This is a genomic window from Aliinostoc maniaoense (assembly GCF_058172895.1).
This window is the reverse complement of record NZ_CP187952.1, coordinates 3,813,565-3,832,112: the sequence shown is the minus strand read 5'-3', so window position 1 is coordinate 3,832,112 and position 18,548 is coordinate 3,813,565. Positions and strand designations below refer to the sequence as shown.

Sequence of the window (18,548 nt, the reverse complement as noted above, 5' to 3'; positions counted from 1 at the left end):
TTTATATAGCCTTCCAAGCTATTAATGCGGGTTCGATTCCCGCCGCCCGCTTAAAGACTAAAACCCTTGTGAGGTAAGCCCTACAAGGGTTTTTTGCATATATTCAATAGTTATTTTAATAGTACATAGGGTCTGCTGAATAACTTTACGCGATGTGCGACTTATTCTTAAAACCCCTCTCCATAGAGCGAAGCTCTTCTCGTAGAGTACCTCTCCCCTGCAACTGTAGAGACGTTGCATGCAACGTCTCTACTTTAATTATTACTCCCCTTCCCTTGTAGGGAAGGGGTTGGGGGTTAGGTCTGAGAGAAAGTTGCACACGGCGTAACTTTATACTAAAATAACCCCAATTTCCTTCAGGAAATCGGGGTTATTGTTGCGGAGCTAAAATTTTGATGAATTAGCGAGCTGCGCCTTGGGCGGAAACAGCGTCAATGGGTTTCATCAAATAGAGTTTCAGGAACTGCCAACCAGTGGATATAAATACTGGTAGCTTCTGGAAGAATTGGAGGAATTTGGGAGTGTTGGAGTTAGCGATCGCACTCAGTTTTTCGTTATTCTGGACACAGATATCCAAACGCTCATAGAACTCTGGGCTATCTACATCTAACATTACTGGGAAGACTCTACCTGCTGTTTCGTTGGTTTTCTTGATGACATAAATGTCATACTCCCGTGCATCTAAACCAAGAGAAGCGTAGAAATCTTTGCGTTGGATGTCATTGAGATACATCGTGGCAAACACTGACAACAGGAAGAAGCGACTCCACAGTTTTGCTTTCCAATCATTCAGCATTTGTGGCTGAGATTTCATGATCGCATCAAAGAAATCACCATGACGGTTTTCATCCTGACACCAGTTTTCAAAGAACCGGAAAATCGGATAAATTCTGTCTTCAGGATGTGCTTCTAAGTGACGATAGATGGTGATATAACGCCAGTAACCAATTTTTTCTGAAAGATAGGTGGCGTAAAAAATGAATTTTGGTTTAAAGAAGGTGTAATTACGGCTCTTTGTTAAAAACCCTAAGTCCAAAGACAGGTTAAAGTCTGACATTGCCTTGTTCAAAAAGCCAGCATGACGCGCTTCATCCCGTGACATCAGGTTGAAACACTCTGCCAAAACAGGGCTTTTATCCTTTAAGCGGCGACCGAGTTCTTTGTAAAGTAAGAAGCCGGAGAATTCTGCCGTACAAGACCGTTCGAGAAATTCCACGAACAAGCGGCGAGTATCCCCGTCAATGTGATCCCAGGATTGTTCAAACTCGGCATCCCGAACAAAGTGATGGCGGTTATAGTCAGTACGAAATTCTTCCAGAATGGCTAATAACTCGTCTTCGTTGACGGAGATATCCATCCGCGCCATCTCGTCAAAGTCAGTGGTGTAAAACCGGGGTGTTAATAGAGTTTCTTTTGCCGGGACTTTAATCCCCGGACGGATTTCTTCAAAGCCTGGCTTTTTTAGGGAATCTACCATGTCCTAATTGCTCTTTTGTCTTGATTATCTGTGATTACGCCCAACAAAAGCAAATTTTATGCTCTCATCAGAGGTAGCAGCCGACAATAATTAATTTGTATAAATTTCAGTCTACCAAGGTGCAGAGGTAAACTGGTAGGTCAAACGTTAAGAGTTGCAACAATTCGTTAGGGAACTGGGGACATTTGAGGTGTTTTTCCGCCCAGTCAACCAATTTTAGATTTTAGATTTTGGATTTTAGATTTTGGATTGACCGTGTTTAATTGGTTAAAATTTTGATAAAGCTATAAAAGCAACATGGGAATCCATGCGTAATCATTTGAGTAAGCTGCAACTAGGCTGGGAGCGATTGCAAAAAGCAGATCATGACCCTGAATTACTGGGTTATGCACTGATGAGTTTTCACGGCGCGTTGGAGGATGATTTTCGTTACAGCTTGGCTACTAACAATTTTCTTGATGTCTTCCAACGGGCGAGGGTGCAAGATCCACAACAGATGCAATGGCAAGAGTTACTTGATCTGATGCAACAATATCGCCCTTTGAGTATAGATGATTGTCGTAGTATCCTCAACGCCAATAGGCTGTGCCAAGAAGTGGTTCATGGTAGTCGCTTTCAAGGTATGCGGGCTGATGTGGAACTTTATGGTCAACTTGTACAACGACTGATTACTACTCCTGGTTTTGTTAGTCCTCCGGTATCTACTGGTTATAGACAATACAATACATACGAGAGTTCTTCAGAAATATCTAAAGTATTTAATACATTGACAAATGAAATTAACCGTTTAGATCATCAGGTTAATCCTACTGGTAATAATCGCTTGCCTATTTCTTATATCCTGTGTGGCTTAGGGTTTGTTTTCCCCGTTGGAGGCTTACACCGTTTATATAATGGCAAAATTGGTACGGGCTTGTTGTGGTTATTTACTTTTGGGTTATTTTATGTTGGGCAGTTTGTAGATTTGTTTTTGCTACCTGGGATGGTGGAAGAATATCAACAAAGTTTACGAAGTAAAGCAGGTGTTTCTTCCTTTGGTGTCCCAGTCAACCCGCCAGTTGTTGCCGCGCAAGTTCATCCCCCCAAGGGGCATGAATTGATGATGAAACTCATTGAAGTGGCAGAAAGCAGAGGTGGGAGTTTGACTGTAACGCAAGGTGTCAAAGCAACCGGTGCAAGCTTTGCAGAAGTCGAAACTATGCTCAAAGAAATGTTTAAATCAGGTTACGTCAAAATAGATAACGACCCCATCACAGGAGCCGTTACCTACCATTTTGATGAACTGAACTAGTTTCTACCTAGCCATTTTTGGCCGTTTAAGCGATAGACTAAGCGAGATACTAGCAATTCCAAGGTAATTTTCCGCTCATCGATTAAGAAAGATTCTAGGGTGCTGGGTCTTCTACCTTCGTTGCAAGAAAAGCCTTTTTTACCTTGAATGTTTTCATCGGGGAAGTAGACATTAAACTGACGCTGACCATTTTGCCAACTGCCAATTACTTGCCAACATTCTTCTGCTGATTGCAAGCCAGCAATAGGTAGTTTTTGTTTAGCGAAAGATAATTGTATATCTTTTACCCCTTCTGCGGCGATCGCTTTTTGCAATGCTGGTAGGTAATCTTGCTCCATAAACTCCAGAAAGGGTTTGTCTTCTACAGCTGGAGGTTTTTCTTTCTTCGCGGCGGGTTTGGCTGCGGGTTTTTCTGTCTGGGTAGCAGCATTGGGGTTAGCTTTGGGGTTGGCTGCTGCCGGTTCTGGGGTGTTAGCAGTAGGAATATTAGTCGCTACTGGTTCGTTGGTACTGGGAGCTACATCTCCCGCTTGATTTTGATTGGTTTCGTCTGCCATTACTCAGGTCAATCCTTTATCTAGCTTTTTGAGCGTCGCTCACCTTTAATTAGTAAGTTATCTTCATTTTGGCATAGTAGAGATCGGGAGAATAATTCGTAATTCTTAATTCGTAATTAGTAATTTGTAATAGCCTGCGGCATGGCGTAGCGTTCCGTAGGAAAGGCTTGCGCCTAGGTAACTCATCAATGCAATCTCAGTATGCTCAGGGAGCTTGAGTTTTCCAGGAGTTACGGTAATGGCGAAGATTGATTTGTGCTACATACAAATTAGCTGGAGTAGGTGTTAGTCCTGCGTCAGCTACTATTACTTTTTTATCGCCACATACCATCGCCCAAGCACAGCTTGAATCTTGCTCTACGCCACGAATACCCACCAAAGCACCGTAGGAATGTGCATCAGGTTGGTAAACAAATTTAGCTCTTGAGCCTGTAACATTGATGTTCCAATGCACGACATTTTTACCATTAAATGGCCCTGCATGATTTGCACCTCCGGGTGAACCATCATTGAGCATAGTAATTTCTGTACGAATTAAATCAAAAGGTAAACCCCGATGGGAATCAAATGTTCCGTGTAGCATTTGACCTCGACTCCATACATTCCCAGATGAAAAGTTTTCTACATTAATTCCATGAATTACAGGAGATTCAATGGTAAAATTGCTAATTAAAATGTCTGCTGAACTAAACCGATTAGCGGTGGCATGGTGCATTTTTACATCACCATTAAATATGATATTTTGGCTAGTTATATTTTTAGATTGAGCTATAATTAATCCATTCTCAGAATTACTAATTTTAATTTTTCTTGCCCAACAGTTAATAGCTCTATTAAAGTAAATACCATTGTAACCAAGGTTTTCTAAATGAGGAACTGCTAAGGGGACATTTGCCATCTCAATGGCTAAATTCTCGATTCCAGATTCTTGTATATAAGACCCTATATTTTTAAATTTAACTTGCCACTTAGGCAATACATTTAGGCGTAAAGGCTGGCTCAAATAAACAGTATTATCTATAATTTTTTCTATTTTTACAGGCCAATGATATTCGGTTTGTAATTTGGCACTCTTCCAAGGATAATTGTCCATTAAGCCAGAACCGGCTATGTGTTTAGCTAATGAATAATCTTTGGTTTCTTGCCAAGTCAGTAAAACAAAAGTTCCTGGTTGGAGGTAAGTTGTAGAATCAACTTTGAGGGTAATATCTCCACGTTGACTATTACTTATAACTTTTGCTAAATCAGATTGTGGATATCTCCATCTTTCCCAATCGTCAGTGCTAGTTTTTCCAGAAGCTATCTCACCTGTAGCTGTGACAATTTTAGCCTGGGAATTAAAGGTATCGGATGGGGAAATCCAAACTAATCCACCTAACCAAGACCATTTTGATTGATTTTTGTAGTAAGTCAGGGGATAAATTACATCTTTTAAAGGACGAAGAAAAGTAATTGTCGTCTTTGCCATCCCTGCGCCACGCAACACAACCCCTGATTGATGAAGATGGATAAAGCCTTTAACTAGATAATTTCCTGGGGGAATGAAAATAGCTCCTCCGCCTTTGTTCGCTGTGTCTGCAATGGCAAGTTTAAAAGCTTGTGTATTGTCTGTCACCCCATCCCCTCTACCGCCAAATCTCTGAATTGAGGTGACAACTGGAGGTGAGGGAATAATGGTATGACCCTGATGATAACCAGCATAGGAATTGTTGGGAATATGAGGGTGAGCGTCAGGATTTTGGGAGTATTCAGACCAAATAGTGCGGCTAGTGGGTTGTACAAAAGATGCAGATGCGATCGCTTTTTTTCTTCCTACTTGTACATCCAGCAACGAGTTGAAGACAAGTAGACAAGTAGCCATCAAAATCACAATAGCAGCAAAACGAACTAGTTTGAACTTCCTAGGATGATAGAAAAACTTCACGGTTGGTTGGATAAAAATAAAACCCAACATCTAGGTTAGTGTTGGGTTTAACTATATCAACTAGTTTGATTATCTGGTGGTACTGACCCTGGTGGGGCTTCGGCTGGGGGAGCTAACACCGCATCTGGGGCAATTTCTTCGACGGGGATTGATTTTTTATCGTCAGTTTCATCATGTGCTTGAGCGGCTTCCACCTGTTCCGGGGATGGAGAATGAGGCGGAATTGCTTCTGGCGCAGTTTCAGTTGGAGGTTCTGTTTCAGTTGTTGTAGCTACTTCTGTTGGTTGTTCTGGTGTAACCGTTGCAGTTTCAGACTCAGCAGTAGTAACAGGCTCTTGGGCTGGTGCTTCAGTTTTGTCGATAATCTCTACAGCAGGTTTTGCTGTTGTTTCTGGTTCGGGAGTTGTGGTTTTGGAAGTAGCAGGTTGTGGGCTACGGTTTGTCAAGCCTGCGAAAAAACCACCTACAGCTTGCTGCAATTGTGCCAAAGGTTGAGGTGAAGACAACTTATTGGCTTGTTCTTGTAGTGTAGTTTTCACTTCTTCAGAACTAGGAACTGGAGTTTGCTGAAGTAAGGGAGTCAATTGGCGACGTAATGAGAGAGTCTGCCAACCAAACCACACTAAAAGAGCCACACTAGCCACATGACCCAGTAAAAGACCTCCAGAAATGCGCGGAGCAAACACCCATAAAACTAGAGCATAAAACAGTCCGACTCCACTCCAAATAAAATCATTCTTGCGGTGGATTTCGGGGAAGAAGAAAGCTGATAAGTAGATGGCTAAACTACCAAGGCCAACCACCAAAGCTAGGACATTTGCCAGCATTTTTTGGTTACTCCTTTAACTAGGGATTGGGAATGGGGCATTGGGCATTGGGCATGGGGCATGGGGCATGGGGCATTGGGCATGGGGCATTGGGCATTGGGCATTGGGTATGGGGCATTGGGCGGGTGTTTCGCTATTCCCTATTCCCTATTCCCCAGTCCCCAATTCTTAATGAAAGCAAATTTTACAAATAAATTGTGGAATTAGATACAAATTAAAACTATTGAACGGTGTTACTAGTGAGCTTTTATTGTTTAGATTAACTCTTAATGTCTTCTTTAGGGGAGAAGAGAAAAACTCGGACTACCCTTAAAGATGAAAGAACCTGCAAGAGTTAGCCAAACATAGTTTATGACACTACAAAGCTTTGGTGTGATTGGTTTAGCCGTGATGGGCGAGAATATCGCTCTAAACGTTGAGCGTAATGGCTTCCCAATTGCAGTTTATAACCGCTCCAGAGAAAAAACCGATGCTTTCATGGCACAGCGTGCCGGAGGCCGCAATGTTAAAGCTGCTTTTACCTTAGAAGAATTTGTTGCTGCTCTAGAACGTCCCCGCAAGATTCTAGTGATGGTGCAAGCTGGTAAACCAGTTGATGCGGTCATTCAGCAGCTAAAACCCCTGCTAGATGAAGGCGATATCATCATCGACGGTGGCAACTCTTGGTTTGAAGATACCCAAAGACGCACTCAAGAATTAGAACCTGTTGGTTTACGCTTTTTGGGTATGGGTGTCAGTGGTGGTGAAGAAGGCGCACTCAATGGCCCTTCACTGATGCCTGGTGGTACACAAAGTTCTTATGAGTATCTGTCCCCAATTTTCAACAAAATTGCCGCTCAAGTTGATGATGGCCCTTGTGTAACATACGTTGGCCCTGGTGGTTCTGGTCACTATGTCAAAATGGTACACAACGGTATTGAGTACGGCGATATGCAGTTAATTGCAGAAGCCTACGATTTGTTGAAAAATGCTGGTGGACTAAGCGCACAAGAGCTACACGAAGTATTTGCTGAGTGGAACACCACCGATGAACTCAATTCTTTCTTGATTGAGATTACAGCCAATATCTTCCCCTACATCGACCCCGAAACCAAGAAACCCCTCGTCGATTTGATTGTTGACGCAGCCGGTCAAAAGGGTACTGGACGCTGGACAGTACAAACTGCGTTAGATTTGGGCGTTTCTATCCCTACCATTACAGCAGCCGTCAATGCGCGGATTATCTCTTCTATTCGTGATGAACGGATTGCTGCATCTAAGCAGTTGACAGGCCCCAGTGGCAAGTATGACGGTGCTACCAAAGACTTTATCAATAAAGTCCGCGATGCGCTCTACTGCTCCAAGATTTGCTCCTACGCTCAAGGGATGGCGTTGCTATCCACAGCTTCAGCAACATTCAACTGGAATTTGAATCTGAGCGAAATGGCGCGCATTTGGAAAGGTGGCTGTATTATTCGCGCTGGCTTCTTGAATAAGATTAAGAAGGCATTTAACGAAAATCCTGCATTACCTAACTTGCTACTTGCTCCTGAATTTAAACAAACAATTCTCGACAGACAAGCAGCTTGGCGGGAAGTAATTATCACAGCTGCCAAACTCGGTATCCCTGTACCTGCATTTAGCGCGTCCTTGGATTATTTTGACAGCTATCGCCGCGATCGCCTACCCCAAAACCTCACCCAAGCACAACGGGACTACTTCGGCGCGCACACCTACCTGCGTACCGATAAAGAAGGTGTATTCCACACTGAATGGGTTCCTATCACTGAAACTAAAAAGTAAGTTTGTAACCCTATAAATTCTCAACTTGTTTACAAGTGGCTCTAATATTTTAGAGCCACTTTCTTGTCAGCCCTTACAAATTTTAATTAAAGCTCGGTTGATTGAAAAAACAACGGGCATTATAACTTGTTTTCTTACCACAACTTAAATATGATTACTATATTTAACTAGCCTACATAGACAAGCATTTTTCTATCCAAGAATTAAGACTTTGACCTTCTTTTTTTGCCTTGATGGCAATTGTTTTATGTAGCTCAGGGTTAATTCTTAACATCAGCTTACCTGAAAATTGTTTTTCAGGCTCTTCACCACGTTCTTTACAAAATTCTAAATAATCATCAACTGAGTCTTGAAAAGCTTGCCTTAGCTCTTTTGCATTATCACTTTGAAATGTAATTACATCACGCAGATTGATGACTTCGCCATAAAAAATTTCAGCTTCATCATCAAATTCAACAACAGCTTCATATCCTTTATATTTCATGGATTATTATTCCCAAGATACTTAGCTTTTAATTCTTCTAATTCCCTGTCAATTTCGGTTTGATTACCAGAGGTGTTAGTTGTGGTTTGGGCTTGATTATTTTGAGGTTTGGATTTACCTCCAGGCAAAAATTGTGTTTTTAACTCTTCTAGTTCTAAGTCAATTTGACTTTGTGTTTGGCTAATAAAAGTTGGTGGTAAAGTAGGTGAGGCTTGATTAGTTGGTTTGGTTGGTGTCGCTACTGCTGAAGATGGTAGATTTAAATCTTGTAAGATTTCCTCTACTGTTTGATAGCGTCTTGCAGGGATGCTAGCTAACATTTTGTTAATAATGTTAGTTAGGGTATTACTGATTGGGGTTTTTAAGTATTGCTGCCAAACCCATTTGTCGTGATTTGTATCATAGGAATCAAAAGGCGATCGCCCAGTTAATAAATTCACACAAGTCGCCCCTAAACTATAAATATCACTGGCAAAAGTTGCCCGTCCTCTAATTTGTTCTGGGGCTACATATTCAGGACTACCAATACTAGTTCCAGTTCTATTTAAAGCTGTGCTAGTGGCAGATTTAGAAGCACCAAAATCGACTAGCACTAATTTATTATCACTATTACGTAAAATAATATTTTCTGGTTTAATATCACGGTGAATTACTTGCCTAGCATGACAAAATTGCAATACATTCAATAAGTCCCTGAGTAATTGCCGAATCTGTGTTTCGTTGAACGCGCCTTTATTTGCCAATTCCTGTGCTAAGTTTGCCCCATTAATAAATTCTTGTACTAAATACTGGCGATCGTCTTGGGTAAAGTATGCTAAAAGTTCGGGAATTTGAGGATGTTTACCCAGTTCGTCTAACTGCACTGCTTCTTGGGTAAATAACTCCACCGCTTTTTGGACTGTGTTTGTCCCTTGGGCTTGGGGGTAAAATTGCTTAATGACACAGCGTGGCTTGGAGGGTTTATCTTCATCGACAGCTAAGAAAGTCCTGCCAAAACCACCTTGTCCGATAGGTTTAATGGCGCGATAGCGTTCTTTGAGCAGCAATTTAGAACCACAACTCAAGCAAAACTTGACATTATCTGGATTTTCAGGCTTGGGACAACGGGGATTAAGACAGTAACTCATTGGCAGGATAGCGTTAACATCGCTCTTACTGTCTTTATTTTGCCCTGTGCTGGCCGAGAGTGGTTATAAGAAAAATAATAATAAAAATAAATAAAAATAACCCCGGGTTTTCCGAAAAACCGGGGTTATTTCATGTTTTTAGTAGAGGAAAAAAGTATCTTTTCAGTTAAAACCCTGAGATTTTCAGCGATGAACAAGTTTTTAAGGAGTAAGCTACCGCTAGTTTTCATCTTTTTTTTATTTGGTGGTTTGTTACCTACTTCTAGCTCAGTTTTTTGCCCAGCCACAGCAAATGAGCGATACGATGATGATCTCTACACCAAACAAGGTAGTTATAGCGGTGCTAGTGGGCGAGATGGTAGAAATGGCCGTGACGGTGAAAATCAAACGGTTGTAGCTAATGGTTCAGCCATTAATCTTGATTTATCAGGTCGAAATGGGGAAGATGGAGAAGATGGGGGAAGTGGTTCTCGGCCTAAATGTCGCCACCCTGAACGCAACCCTAACCGCGATATCAAAGCCCCAAACGGTGAAAATGGTGGGAATGGTGGTAGGGGAGGAGATGGCGGAAATGGCGGCAATCTCACCGTCTATTACACAAATTTAGCAGATTTACAAAAAATTCTCGTGCGCGCTAACCCTGGATATCCTGGGCGTGGGGGTCGGGGTGGTCGTGGTGTAGCTGGTTGTCGATGTCATAAAAGTAGTTGGGAGAGAGAAACCTGTACTGGAAAACCTGGAACTCCTGATTATAAATGTACAAAGAAAACCTACAGATGTCACAACGGTAGAGATGGATACAGTGGTAGAGATGGTAGTGACGGCAAAAAGGGCAACTTAGGCGTTTTGAGTATCGTCAAGAGTCAGCAACCCCTACCTGAAGAAACCCCCAGCGTCACCCTACCAATATCTGAACTTGGTAGTAAACAAATTAACCTCTCCAAACACAAATGGAAACTCCATCAAGGTGCAGCATCTCTTCTAGCACCTGGTTCAATTATTGCTGATGAATATCGAGAATTTGAGGAACGCTTAGAAACGGTTTTTCAATTAGTTTGGCAAGAAAGACAACCCATCACCAACTTTGGGAATGAAAAAGTTAAAGTTAGTCTCAATGATAATAAACAAGTAGAAGTTAATTTTCCTAATGATTGGTGGGTTGCTGGTAGCACCAGTAACGAGGGTAACTCTACTAAATTTACAGTTAATCATCTCATTACCAAGCAAGATGTCACTAGATTAGCTGTAGCAGAATTTGCTGATGCAGGCGAAAACCTGAATTTAAAAATAGTAGATTTAGCAGCAAAGTCTGATGTCATTAACACTCAATTTCGGGTGAAATTTCGGGTTAAAGACAATAACTTTGGATCTGGCGACTATCAAACCCAATATGACGCCGAAATTCCTGCTAACCTAGTCACCCGTGATTACAATCGCTTTACCCTAGCTTTGGGTAAATTGAATATCAAAAGGGAAAATTTACGTCCTGGTGTCAACGTTGATCTTGAAGTTGTTGCAACTCGTTCCCTGGGAGAACGTTCAGCCAAGCAAACTATTATCTGGCAAAGTACTATCCGTAAACCGCTTAAAAATCAAAGGTGAATATATTGGGGAATCGGGCGTGGGGAATGGGAAATTGCACCTCGGTTAAAAACCGGGTTTCTTGCAAATCCCTCAGCTTAAAACCTTAATCTTTTGTTCAGAAACCCGGTTTTTTGGTTTCCTCTAATTCTGCCTTAATAGATAAGGGTTGATATCCCAAAGCAAAGGCTTTAGAGCTATCTAAAGATACATCTACTGGTCTTGGTGCTGCCATTTTTACATCTTTTTGCAGACAACCTTTAAGTCTAGTATCAGGAAGTTGGAAAACTTCAACTAAAAGCTTGCCAAAATCATAACGAGAAATCCTTTCTTTTCCGCCTAAATGAATAATCCCATTCACTTTTTTTAGTGCTAATAACAAACCCTTTGCCGCAGTTGTTGCACTAGTTGGTGTACGAAATTCATCGACAAATAAATTAAGTTCTTTTTTATCTTTTAAAATTTCAATAAATGGCTGAATAAAACTTTTCGCTGTGGGGGTAGCATTACCAAACATTAATGGCATTCGACACACTGCTGTCATAGGATAGCGTTCTAGCATTCCTATTTCTGCCATGACTTTTTGCTCACCATAAATATTCACAGGACACACGGAATCTGTTTCTTGATAAGGAGCATCTAGCCCATCAAAAACTAAGTCAGTTGATGTAAAAGCACAGGGTATGGCATAATCTGCACATAATCCAGCAAGATCACAAGATGCAGTCACATTAATTAAGTGTGATTCCTGCTGATGAATTTGACAAAAGTTTGGTTGCGATCGCGCGGCTGTATGAATGACTGCATCCGGTTTAATTTCCTCAAATACCTGCTTGAGTTGAGCGAAATTTGTTAAGTTTAATTTAATTAATTGAATACCAGGAATTTTTATGTTATTGGAATCATACGTTCCATAAACTTGCCAATCTTGTTGAGCCATTTGGCAAAGGTGCCATCCGAGAAAACCACTTGCTCCTGTAACTAAAAGTTTTTTCATGGTGAATTGGGCATTGGGCATTGGGCATTGGGCATTGGGAATGGCGCAGGGTGTGTTTGGTGTGCTTGGTGTGGGATGGCGGAGAACAAATCTTTCCCCCCACACTCCCCTCTCTCCCCACACTCCCCCCTCCCTTGTCTACCTTGTCTACCTTGTCTCCCCCTGCCCCCTGCTCCCTGCCCCCTGCCCCCTGCTCCCTGCTCCCTGCCCTAGAAGGGTTTTAAACCCAAATTTTCGATAAACTGAAATTAGATTAAAACCATCTTCCATATCCCCTCTGCCTCCTCTCTCCTGTCCTGAAATGACACCAACTAACTTATCCCCAACTCTTGCGGTTAATATTCCGCCTACGCTGACGTTGATAGTTTCTCATGAGCAGTTTGTGGAGTTAGCACTAGCTAACAGAGATTTACAATTGGAACGAACTGCTACGGGAGAGTTGATTGTCATGCCACCAACTGGGAGCGATACTGGTAAAAGAAATTTTGATATTGCTGGACAGCTGTGGCTGTGGAATCGTCAAACTAAATTAGGTGTAGCATTTGACTCTTCAAGTGGTTTTCATCTACCTAATGGCAGTAGCCGCTCTCCTGATGCTGCATGGATACGTCAAGATAGATGGGATGCTCTCAGTATAGAACAACAGGAAACCTTTGCCCCAATATGTCCTGACTTTGTCTTAGAACTACGGTCTAAAAATGATTCTATAGAAAAATTACGCGCCAAGATGAGAGAATACATAGATAATGGTGCGCGTCTAGGTTGGTTAATTGACCGTAAAAATCAACAAGTAGAAATTTATCGCCCAAATCAAGATGTGGAAGTGCTAAATCATCCAGTGAGTTTATCAGGTGAAGATGTTTTACCGGGGTTTGTATTAGATTTAACCGAAATCTGGAGTTGACACAACTCATTACTCATTACTCATTACTGATTACTCATTACTGATTACTCATTACTCATCACTCATTACTCATCACTCATTACTCATTACTCATTACTCATCACTCTTCCAAAATGCGGTAAAATACACCCCACCGAATTTGTTAGGGTTTGGGTAATGACTTCTGTAATTAATGTGAATCTACCACAGCAGTCCTATGAGATTGCGATCGCACCTGGAAGTTTAGAACAACTTGGTCAACGAATGGCTGATTTGAAGCTAGGCAAGAAAGTATTGCTGGTTTCTAATCCCACTATATTTAAGCATTATGGTGAAAAAAGCATTAACTCTCTAGAATCTGCTGGGTTTCAAGTCGCTAGTTATTGCCTACCAGCCGGAGAACGCTACAAAACCCTCAACTCTATCCAAAAACTTTACGATATCGCCCTAGAAAACCGCTTAGAGCGTTCCTCTACAATGGTGGCTTTGGGGGGAGGCGTAATTGGTGATATGACTGGCTTTGCGGCTGCGAGTTGGCTACGAGGAATTAATGTTGTACAAGTGCCTACCACTCTCCTAGCAATGGTAGATTCAGCAATAGGTGGTAAAACAGGGGTAAATCATCCCCACGGAAAAAACTTAATTGGCGCATTCCACCAACCGCGCTTAGTATTAGTTGACCCAGAAGTATTAAAAACCCTTCCCACGCGAGAATTTCGGGCAGGGATGGCAGAAGTAATTAAGTACGGCGTAATTTGGGATGCTGAATTGTTTGCCCAAATAGAAGCCAGTAAACACCTTAACCAACTGCGCTACATCAAACCAGAATTAATAGATACCATCTTAACCCGTTCTTGTCAAGCCAAAGCCGAAGTTGTCAGCAAAGACGAGAAAGAAGGAGGACTCAGAGCAATTTTGAACTACGGACACACCATTGGTCATGCAGTAGAAAGCTTGACAGGTTATCGTTTAGTCAATCACGGTGAAGCTGTAGCCATTGGCATGGTAGCAGCCGGACAAATTGCTCTGAAATTGGGAATGTGGCAGCAGGAAGACACAGAACGTCAAAATGCCCTGATTCAAAAAGCAGGCTTACCGACAAAGTTACCAGAAGGTTTAGATATTGAAGGCATTATTGACGCACTGCAACTAGATAAAAAAGTTAAAGATGGTAAAGTGCGGTTTATTCTCCCCACCCAAATGGGTGTAGTCACAATTACCGACGAAGTACCAACAGAGATCATTCGCCAAGTTTTACAGGCAATGTAAATTACGAATTACGAATTACGAATTACGAATTAGCTAAAATCTAACTACCCGCCCTCTGGTTTTTGCTATGCTTCTCCAAGCTGACAATCAACTAACTTTGCAAGAGTTCTTAAATCTCCCCCCAGGTGAGGGAGATACTACCTACGAACTCGTTGATGGTAAATCAATTCCTAAAATGTCACCAAAGTTTTTTCATGCAAAACTTACTCACGTTCTTCTGTCTTTAATTGAAGAATCATGTCAAGAAAAGGGAATCGTTTGTCCTGAATGGGCTGTTTTATTAAAAAAAGAGGGAAAAGATTGGATTCCTGTACCTGATATTGTCTACATTTCTCATGAACGTTTACCTGCTGACTGGAACGAAGATGAAGCTTGCCCTGTTCCTCCTGATTTAGTGATTGAAATTCTTTCGCCAGGGCAAACCTTTGGACAAATGATGGCGAAAGCAAAACACTATCTAAATGCTAATGTTTTGCGAGTGTGGGTGTTAGACAGCAAAGCCAGAAGCATTACCGTGTTTTATCCAGATGCAGCACCACAGACTTATATGGGAGATGAAATAATTACAGATTCTGTATTACCAGAATTGCAATTGACAGCTGAACAGGTATTTCAAACAGCAAAAATCCCTTTAAAGTAAGTAAAATTTTTGGCTCAACGTGTACTAGCACACCTATAGGAATTGACGGATAAATAAAAAACTCCACCCACAAGGGGATAGAGTTTTTGGGCATGGGGAATTGGGCATGGGGCATAGGGAAGAGATCACCAATGCCCTATACCCTATGCCCCAAGCGACGGGCGGAACAACCTTGTCCACCCACAAGGGGATGGAGTTTCCCGTCGCTTTCAATAAATATTTGAGCATTACTGGTATTTTTTCCCGATGCTGCCAATAACTGGAGGGATATATAAATTAGTAGATGCACCTTAATTAAAAGCAAGCCCTTCAGTCTTCGGCTGGGGCTTTTATTTTGGTAATAAAAATGGTAGCAAACTAGGTGCTAACCACAAGGCATAAGCGATAAATCCAAATAGCATGGTAATTAAAATAGTGATGCCATAACTAACGCAAATCAGTAATCCATCTGATTCAATCGTGGCTACTGCTAAGAGTAAAATGCCAACTGTAGGAATGGGATTAGTAAACGGAACTGGTGACATTAGTAACAGTGTCAACCAAGAGATACACAAGCCATTGACTCGCCAAGTTAAAGGATTTTCGGCAATTTTAGTCAAACGAGGGCGAGTAATTTTTTCTAATATTTTGGTGACACGGCGGAGGTTTTGTAAGATTAACTGGGCAAAAGGACGAGGGAATTTATAGCGAGCGATTCTTTTTGGTAGCCAAGGCGATCGCCTACCAAGTATCATCTGTACTGATAATACTAAACACGCAGCACCAAAAGGCCCTGCTAAACCCGGTGGCATAGGAAACAAAAAAGGTAAAACTAATAAAGCAATAACTAAACTAAAGCCGCGTTCACAAGTCTCCGCTAGAATTTCACCGAGGCTCAAATGCTTTTCGGCTAATCTTTCTAGCAGTAATTTAATCTCTTGAGAAAATCTCACATGAAATTGGCGTGAGTTGATGTGAGTTGCCACAATACCCCACTATAAGTTAGCTACAAAAGAATTAAGTTAACAAAGCACCCGTTATCGTCTCTTATTATTTCTCACCATATCAGATTATCCCTTCCCTATCCACCGCAGAGATAGTCAACAGACAACAAGCAGTTTGAACTTTGTAGCTTGCTTCCCCCAGGGTATCCCCATCCAATTGTTCCCCACACCCTAAACTGGTGGTACAAAAACAGCTACAGCTTTAGGGATAACACGGAACTTGGCTGGAGTATATGTAGTAATTTCTCCATCAGTGTTAATCGGACGCGGTTTACGTGTATATACTTCCATCTCTTGTCCATGTAAAGCGCGGACATTTTGCCGATGAATATGTCTACCTTTTCGCATAGCAGGTAATAAATAAATTATTTCCCACCAATATTTAATTTCTAAACTATAAAGGTCTAGCCTTTGGTCATCAATTTTAGCATCGTGAACTACAGCCATCCCACCGCCATAGTAACGACCATTACCTACAGCAATTTGCACAGTTTTTACACGAAAACATCTATCCTTCACCCGAATTTCTGCGCTAAAAGGTCGAGATTCCCAAATTACTTGTAATGCTGTAGCCGCATAAGCAAAAATTCCCCAGCGTCGTTTAACTTCTTTGGTCAATTTTTGAGTAATTTTTACACTTATTCCTAAACTCGCAACATTAAAAAAGTGTTTACCATTAACCCATCCTAAATCAACCCGCCGTAATTCCCCAGAGGCAATTGTTTTACAAGCTTCTGATAGAGAATTAGAAATTCCCAACGTCCTAGCTAAATCATTGGCAGTTCCTAAAGGTAATATTCCCAAAGGTAACTGAGTCTCTACTAAAGCATCTACTACTGCATTGAGAGTCCCATCACCACCACCTACTATTACTAAATTTACATGATGTTTATACTTATGTATAATATCAGTCAAATGTTTGGGATCTTCTGTAGACTCCTCAATTAATTCCAAGCCGAGTTTTTGCAAACAACTAATTGCTTCCGCCAGACCTTTTTGTCCTTGACGGGCGTGACGATTTACTAGTAGTAATGCGCGGTAACTCATGGGGAGTATTCTTTAAATCAGTTATCAGTTATCAGTTATCAGTTATCAGTGATTGGGCTGATGTTTTAAGAGGTTTACGTTGTCTATGGTGTAGGCTTTAGGCTACCTCTATCATTCAATTAATAATGCAAGATTCTGAAATAGAATATATAGAATTATCCATATATGTCTACCAAAATTGACTATAGGAATCAGACTGAATTTAGGAAAAAACTTTAGTAGATGTAGGGTGTGTTAAGCGTAAGCCGTAATGCACCAAAAGCTTTGATCAAAGTATCATATTTTTTTGTTATTTAAGTTACAAAAAAGACTGACAACAATAGTGGCATAATCTAGCTTAACTCGATTATCTCTAATTGAGATCATGCTGCGGTATGGAATATAAAAAATTGGGAATAGTAGAAATTTGATCTAAGATTTAATAGTCAATTGAACTCAAGATTATCCTAGAGTTATACCAATTCTTTAAATGGATAGAGATAGATTGGCTGTTGAGTACCGTTAACCAGTCGAGTTTCCTAGCGATCGCTCAATAGTCTTATGAATACTTACCGCAGGAATGTTAACATATGCAGGTGATCTGCGATCGCGTAACCGCCCAGCGTAGCTGATCGCATCAATCTGGTGTATTCCAGTAGGCTGGAGGAGTCGTTGCAGAGGTTTTTGGAGTCGTTGGGGAAACTGAACCGAGCTTATTTGTCAGACTTGGAGGAGAAATTGCTGAGATTGCTGTAGTTGGAATGTAGAGTTACCGATTACTCTCAACATGATTTGGGGTAAAAAGTTACATAATATGTATAAGAACTCGACAATGACAAGTAACAGAGGTATCATGACTATATTAGCTTGATGTTTGACAAGTCGAAGCGGGGTCAAAAACCCTGGGGGATTCGTCAAAAACGCCAGAACCTTGACAACATAATAATTACAGCGTTTTAACAATTGGGGAAGTTGCGAATTACTTGCAATAAGATGGGCTGAAATCGACCTGATTTTGAGACTCGTCAAAATGCTTCCCAGGAAGCTTGCTCTGTAATAGTTTCAGCACCGAGCAGTTTCCATCAACCATTACCCCGCAAGGGGACTGAAACAACCCAGAGGTTGTCCCGTCGGAGGGACAGGAGGAAGGTTTCCATCAACCATTACCCCGCAAGGGGACTGAAACCCAAGTGAATAGGCGCACCTTTTGATAAGGAGTGCGTTTCCATCAACCATTACCCCGCAAGGGGACTGAAACGAGGAACAGCCCCAGGTATTAGGGATAAATAGTCAAGTTTCCATCAACCATTACCCCGCAAGGGGACTGAAACTGAAATTTCCTCACGCTTGATTAAATCGCTGATTTCGTTTCCATCAACCATTACCCCGCAAGGGGACTGAAACCTGAAGTTAATTGTTAGGTCTAAGAAAACTTAAGTGTTTCCATCAACCATTACCCCGCAAGGGGACTGAAACATAGCGTAGAAAACATCATCTACAGGTTGTTTCCAGACGTGTTTCCATCAACCATTACCCCGCAAGGGGACTGAAACTTTTAATCGACATAACAACTTACTAACCTACTAGTTTCCATCAACCATTACCCCGCAAGGGGACTGAAACCGTGTAGGTGTTAAACAAGAGAAAACAGAGAAGAGTAAAAAGTTTCCATCAACCATTACCCCGCAAGGGGACTGAAA

General features: G+C 41.5%; 17 protein-coding genes and 1 CRISPR repeat array (1 of these 18 running past the window's edge). Of the genes, 7 read left to right on the top strand and 10 right to left on the bottom strand.

Annotation, left to right across the window (positions count from 1 at the left end; genetic code table 11):
• Positions 1-400 precede the first annotated feature (400 nt).
• Positions 401-1,477 (bottom strand): magnesium-protoporphyrin IX monomethyl ester (oxidative) cyclase, encoded by a 1,077-nt coding sequence (gene acsF / locus ACPZ3T_RS16685; RefSeq protein WP_490270600.1) that lies wholly within the window; start codon positions 1,475-1,477, stop codon positions 401-403.
• Between the two features lie 778 nt (positions 1,478-2,255).
• On the opposite strand from acsF, the gene ACPZ3T_RS16680 reads away from it, so the two are divergent.
• The gene (locus tag ACPZ3T_RS16680) at positions 2,256-2,768 is read left to right on the top strand and encodes a TM2 domain-containing protein (protein ID WP_490277248.1); all 513 of its coding nucleotides are present in this window, start codon (positions 2,256-2,258) and stop codon (positions 2,766-2,768) included.
• On the opposite strand, the gene ACPZ3T_RS16675 is transcribed toward ACPZ3T_RS16680, so the two are convergent.
• The 3 genes from ACPZ3T_RS16675 to ACPZ3T_RS16665 all read right to left on the bottom strand — a co-directional run bounded on the left by ACPZ3T_RS16675 (position 2,765) and on the right by ACPZ3T_RS16665 (position 6,076).
• Entirely contained in the window at positions 2,765-3,325 is a 561-nt protein-coding gene (locus ACPZ3T_RS16675) for a DUF2996 domain-containing protein (protein ID WP_490270599.1), read from the bottom strand. The genes ACPZ3T_RS16680 and ACPZ3T_RS16675 overlap by 4 nt on opposite strands.
• A gap of 205 nt (positions 3,326-3,530) precedes the next feature.
• A complete protein-coding gene (locus tag ACPZ3T_RS16670; protein ID WP_490270598.1) occupies positions 3,531-5,279 on the bottom strand; it encodes a glycosyl hydrolase family 28-related protein in 1,749 nt (582 codons plus the stop codon).
• Between the two features lie 26 nt (positions 5,280-5,305).
• Entirely contained in the window at positions 5,306-6,076 is a 771-nt protein-coding gene (locus ACPZ3T_RS16665) for a Ycf66 family protein (RefSeq protein WP_490270597.1), read from the bottom strand.
• A 351-nt stretch (positions 6,077-6,427) separates the two neighbouring features.
• On the opposite strand from ACPZ3T_RS16665, the gene gndA reads away from it, so the two are divergent.
• Complete coding sequence (gndA, locus tag ACPZ3T_RS16660; RefSeq protein ID WP_490270596.1) at positions 6,428-7,858, top strand: NADP-dependent phosphogluconate dehydrogenase; 1,431 nt, start codon at positions 6,428-6,430, stop codon at positions 7,856-7,858.
• A gap of 172 nt (positions 7,859-8,030) precedes the next feature.
• Here the strand turns inward: gndA and ACPZ3T_RS16655 are convergent, their stop codons facing one another.
• Both ACPZ3T_RS16655 and ACPZ3T_RS16650 read right to left on the bottom strand, forming a co-directional pair.
• Positions 8,031-8,342 carry a type II toxin-antitoxin system HicB family antitoxin gene (locus tag ACPZ3T_RS16655; protein ID WP_490270595.1) on the bottom strand — a complete coding sequence of 104 codons (312 nt, stop codon included), beginning with the start codon at positions 8,340-8,342 and terminating at the stop codon, positions 8,031-8,033.
• Positions 8,339-9,469: a protein kinase domain-containing protein gene (locus ACPZ3T_RS16650; protein ID WP_490270594.1), complete on the bottom strand. Its 1,131-nt coding sequence runs from the start codon at positions 9,467-9,469 to the stop codon at positions 8,339-8,341. Before ACPZ3T_RS16650 ends, ACPZ3T_RS16655 begins: the two co-directional genes overlap by 4 nt.
• A gap of 189 nt (positions 9,470-9,658) precedes the next feature.
• Here ACPZ3T_RS16650 and ACPZ3T_RS16645 point away from each other — a divergent pair, with 189 nt between their 5' ends.
• Entirely contained in the window at positions 9,659-11,071 is a 1,413-nt protein-coding gene (locus tag ACPZ3T_RS16645; RefSeq protein WP_490270593.1) for a collagen-like protein, read from the top strand.
• Positions 11,072-11,168: 97 nt separating this feature from the next.
• On the opposite strand, the gene ACPZ3T_RS16640 is transcribed toward ACPZ3T_RS16645, so the two are convergent.
• Both ACPZ3T_RS16640 and ACPZ3T_RS16635 read right to left on the bottom strand, forming a co-directional pair.
• The gene (locus tag ACPZ3T_RS16640) at positions 11,169-12,047 is read right to left on the bottom strand and encodes an SDR family oxidoreductase (RefSeq protein ID WP_490277247.1); all 879 of its coding nucleotides are present in this window, start codon (positions 12,045-12,047) and stop codon (positions 11,169-11,171) included.
• A gap of 147 nt (positions 12,048-12,194) precedes the next feature.
• The gene (locus ACPZ3T_RS16635) at positions 12,195-12,317 is read right to left on the bottom strand and encodes a hypothetical protein (protein WP_490270592.1); all 123 of its coding nucleotides are present in this window, start codon (positions 12,315-12,317) and stop codon (positions 12,195-12,197) included.
• Positions 12,318-12,348: 31 nt separating this feature from the next.
• On the opposite strand from ACPZ3T_RS16635, the gene ACPZ3T_RS16630 reads away from it, so the two are divergent.
• The 4 genes from ACPZ3T_RS16630 (at position 12,349) to ACPZ3T_RS16615 (ending at position 15,098) form a co-directional block, all read left to right on the top strand.
• A complete protein-coding gene (locus ACPZ3T_RS16630; RefSeq protein WP_490270591.1) occupies positions 12,349-12,951 on the top strand; it encodes a Uma2 family endonuclease in 603 nt (200 codons plus the stop codon).
• 156 nt (positions 12,952-13,107) lie between these two features.
• Positions 13,108-14,199, top strand: a complete 1,092-nt coding sequence (gene aroB, locus ACPZ3T_RS16625; RefSeq protein ID WP_490270590.1) for a 3-dehydroquinate synthase — start codon at positions 13,108-13,110, stop codon at positions 14,197-14,199.
• Between the two features lie 67 nt (positions 14,200-14,266).
• Entirely contained in the window at positions 14,267-14,839 is a 573-nt protein-coding gene (locus ACPZ3T_RS16620) for a Uma2 family endonuclease (RefSeq protein ID WP_490270589.1), read from the top strand.
• Positions 14,840-14,945: 106 nt separating this feature from the next.
• Positions 14,946-15,098, top strand: coding sequence for a hypothetical protein (locus tag ACPZ3T_RS16615; RefSeq protein ID WP_490270588.1), 153 nt, complete (start codon positions 14,946-14,948; stop codon positions 15,096-15,098).
• A gap of 70 nt (positions 15,099-15,168) precedes the next feature.
• Here the strand turns inward: ACPZ3T_RS16615 and ACPZ3T_RS16610 are convergent, their stop codons facing one another.
• The gene (locus tag ACPZ3T_RS16610; protein WP_490270587.1) at positions 15,169-15,804 is read right to left on the bottom strand and encodes an exopolysaccharide biosynthesis protein; all 636 of its coding nucleotides are present in this window, start codon (positions 15,802-15,804) and stop codon (positions 15,169-15,171) included.
• A gap of 189 nt (positions 15,805-15,993) precedes the next feature.
• Positions 15,994-16,869, bottom strand: coding sequence for a lipid kinase (locus ACPZ3T_RS16605; protein WP_490270586.1), 876 nt, complete (start codon positions 16,867-16,869; stop codon positions 15,994-15,996).
• Positions 16,870-17,923: 1,054 nt separating this feature from the next.
• Positions 17,924-18,548: direct repeats of the CRISPR family, unit length 37 nt; unit sequence GTTTCCATCAACCATTACCCCGCAAGGGGACTGAAAC; it runs 2,866 nt beyond the window's last position.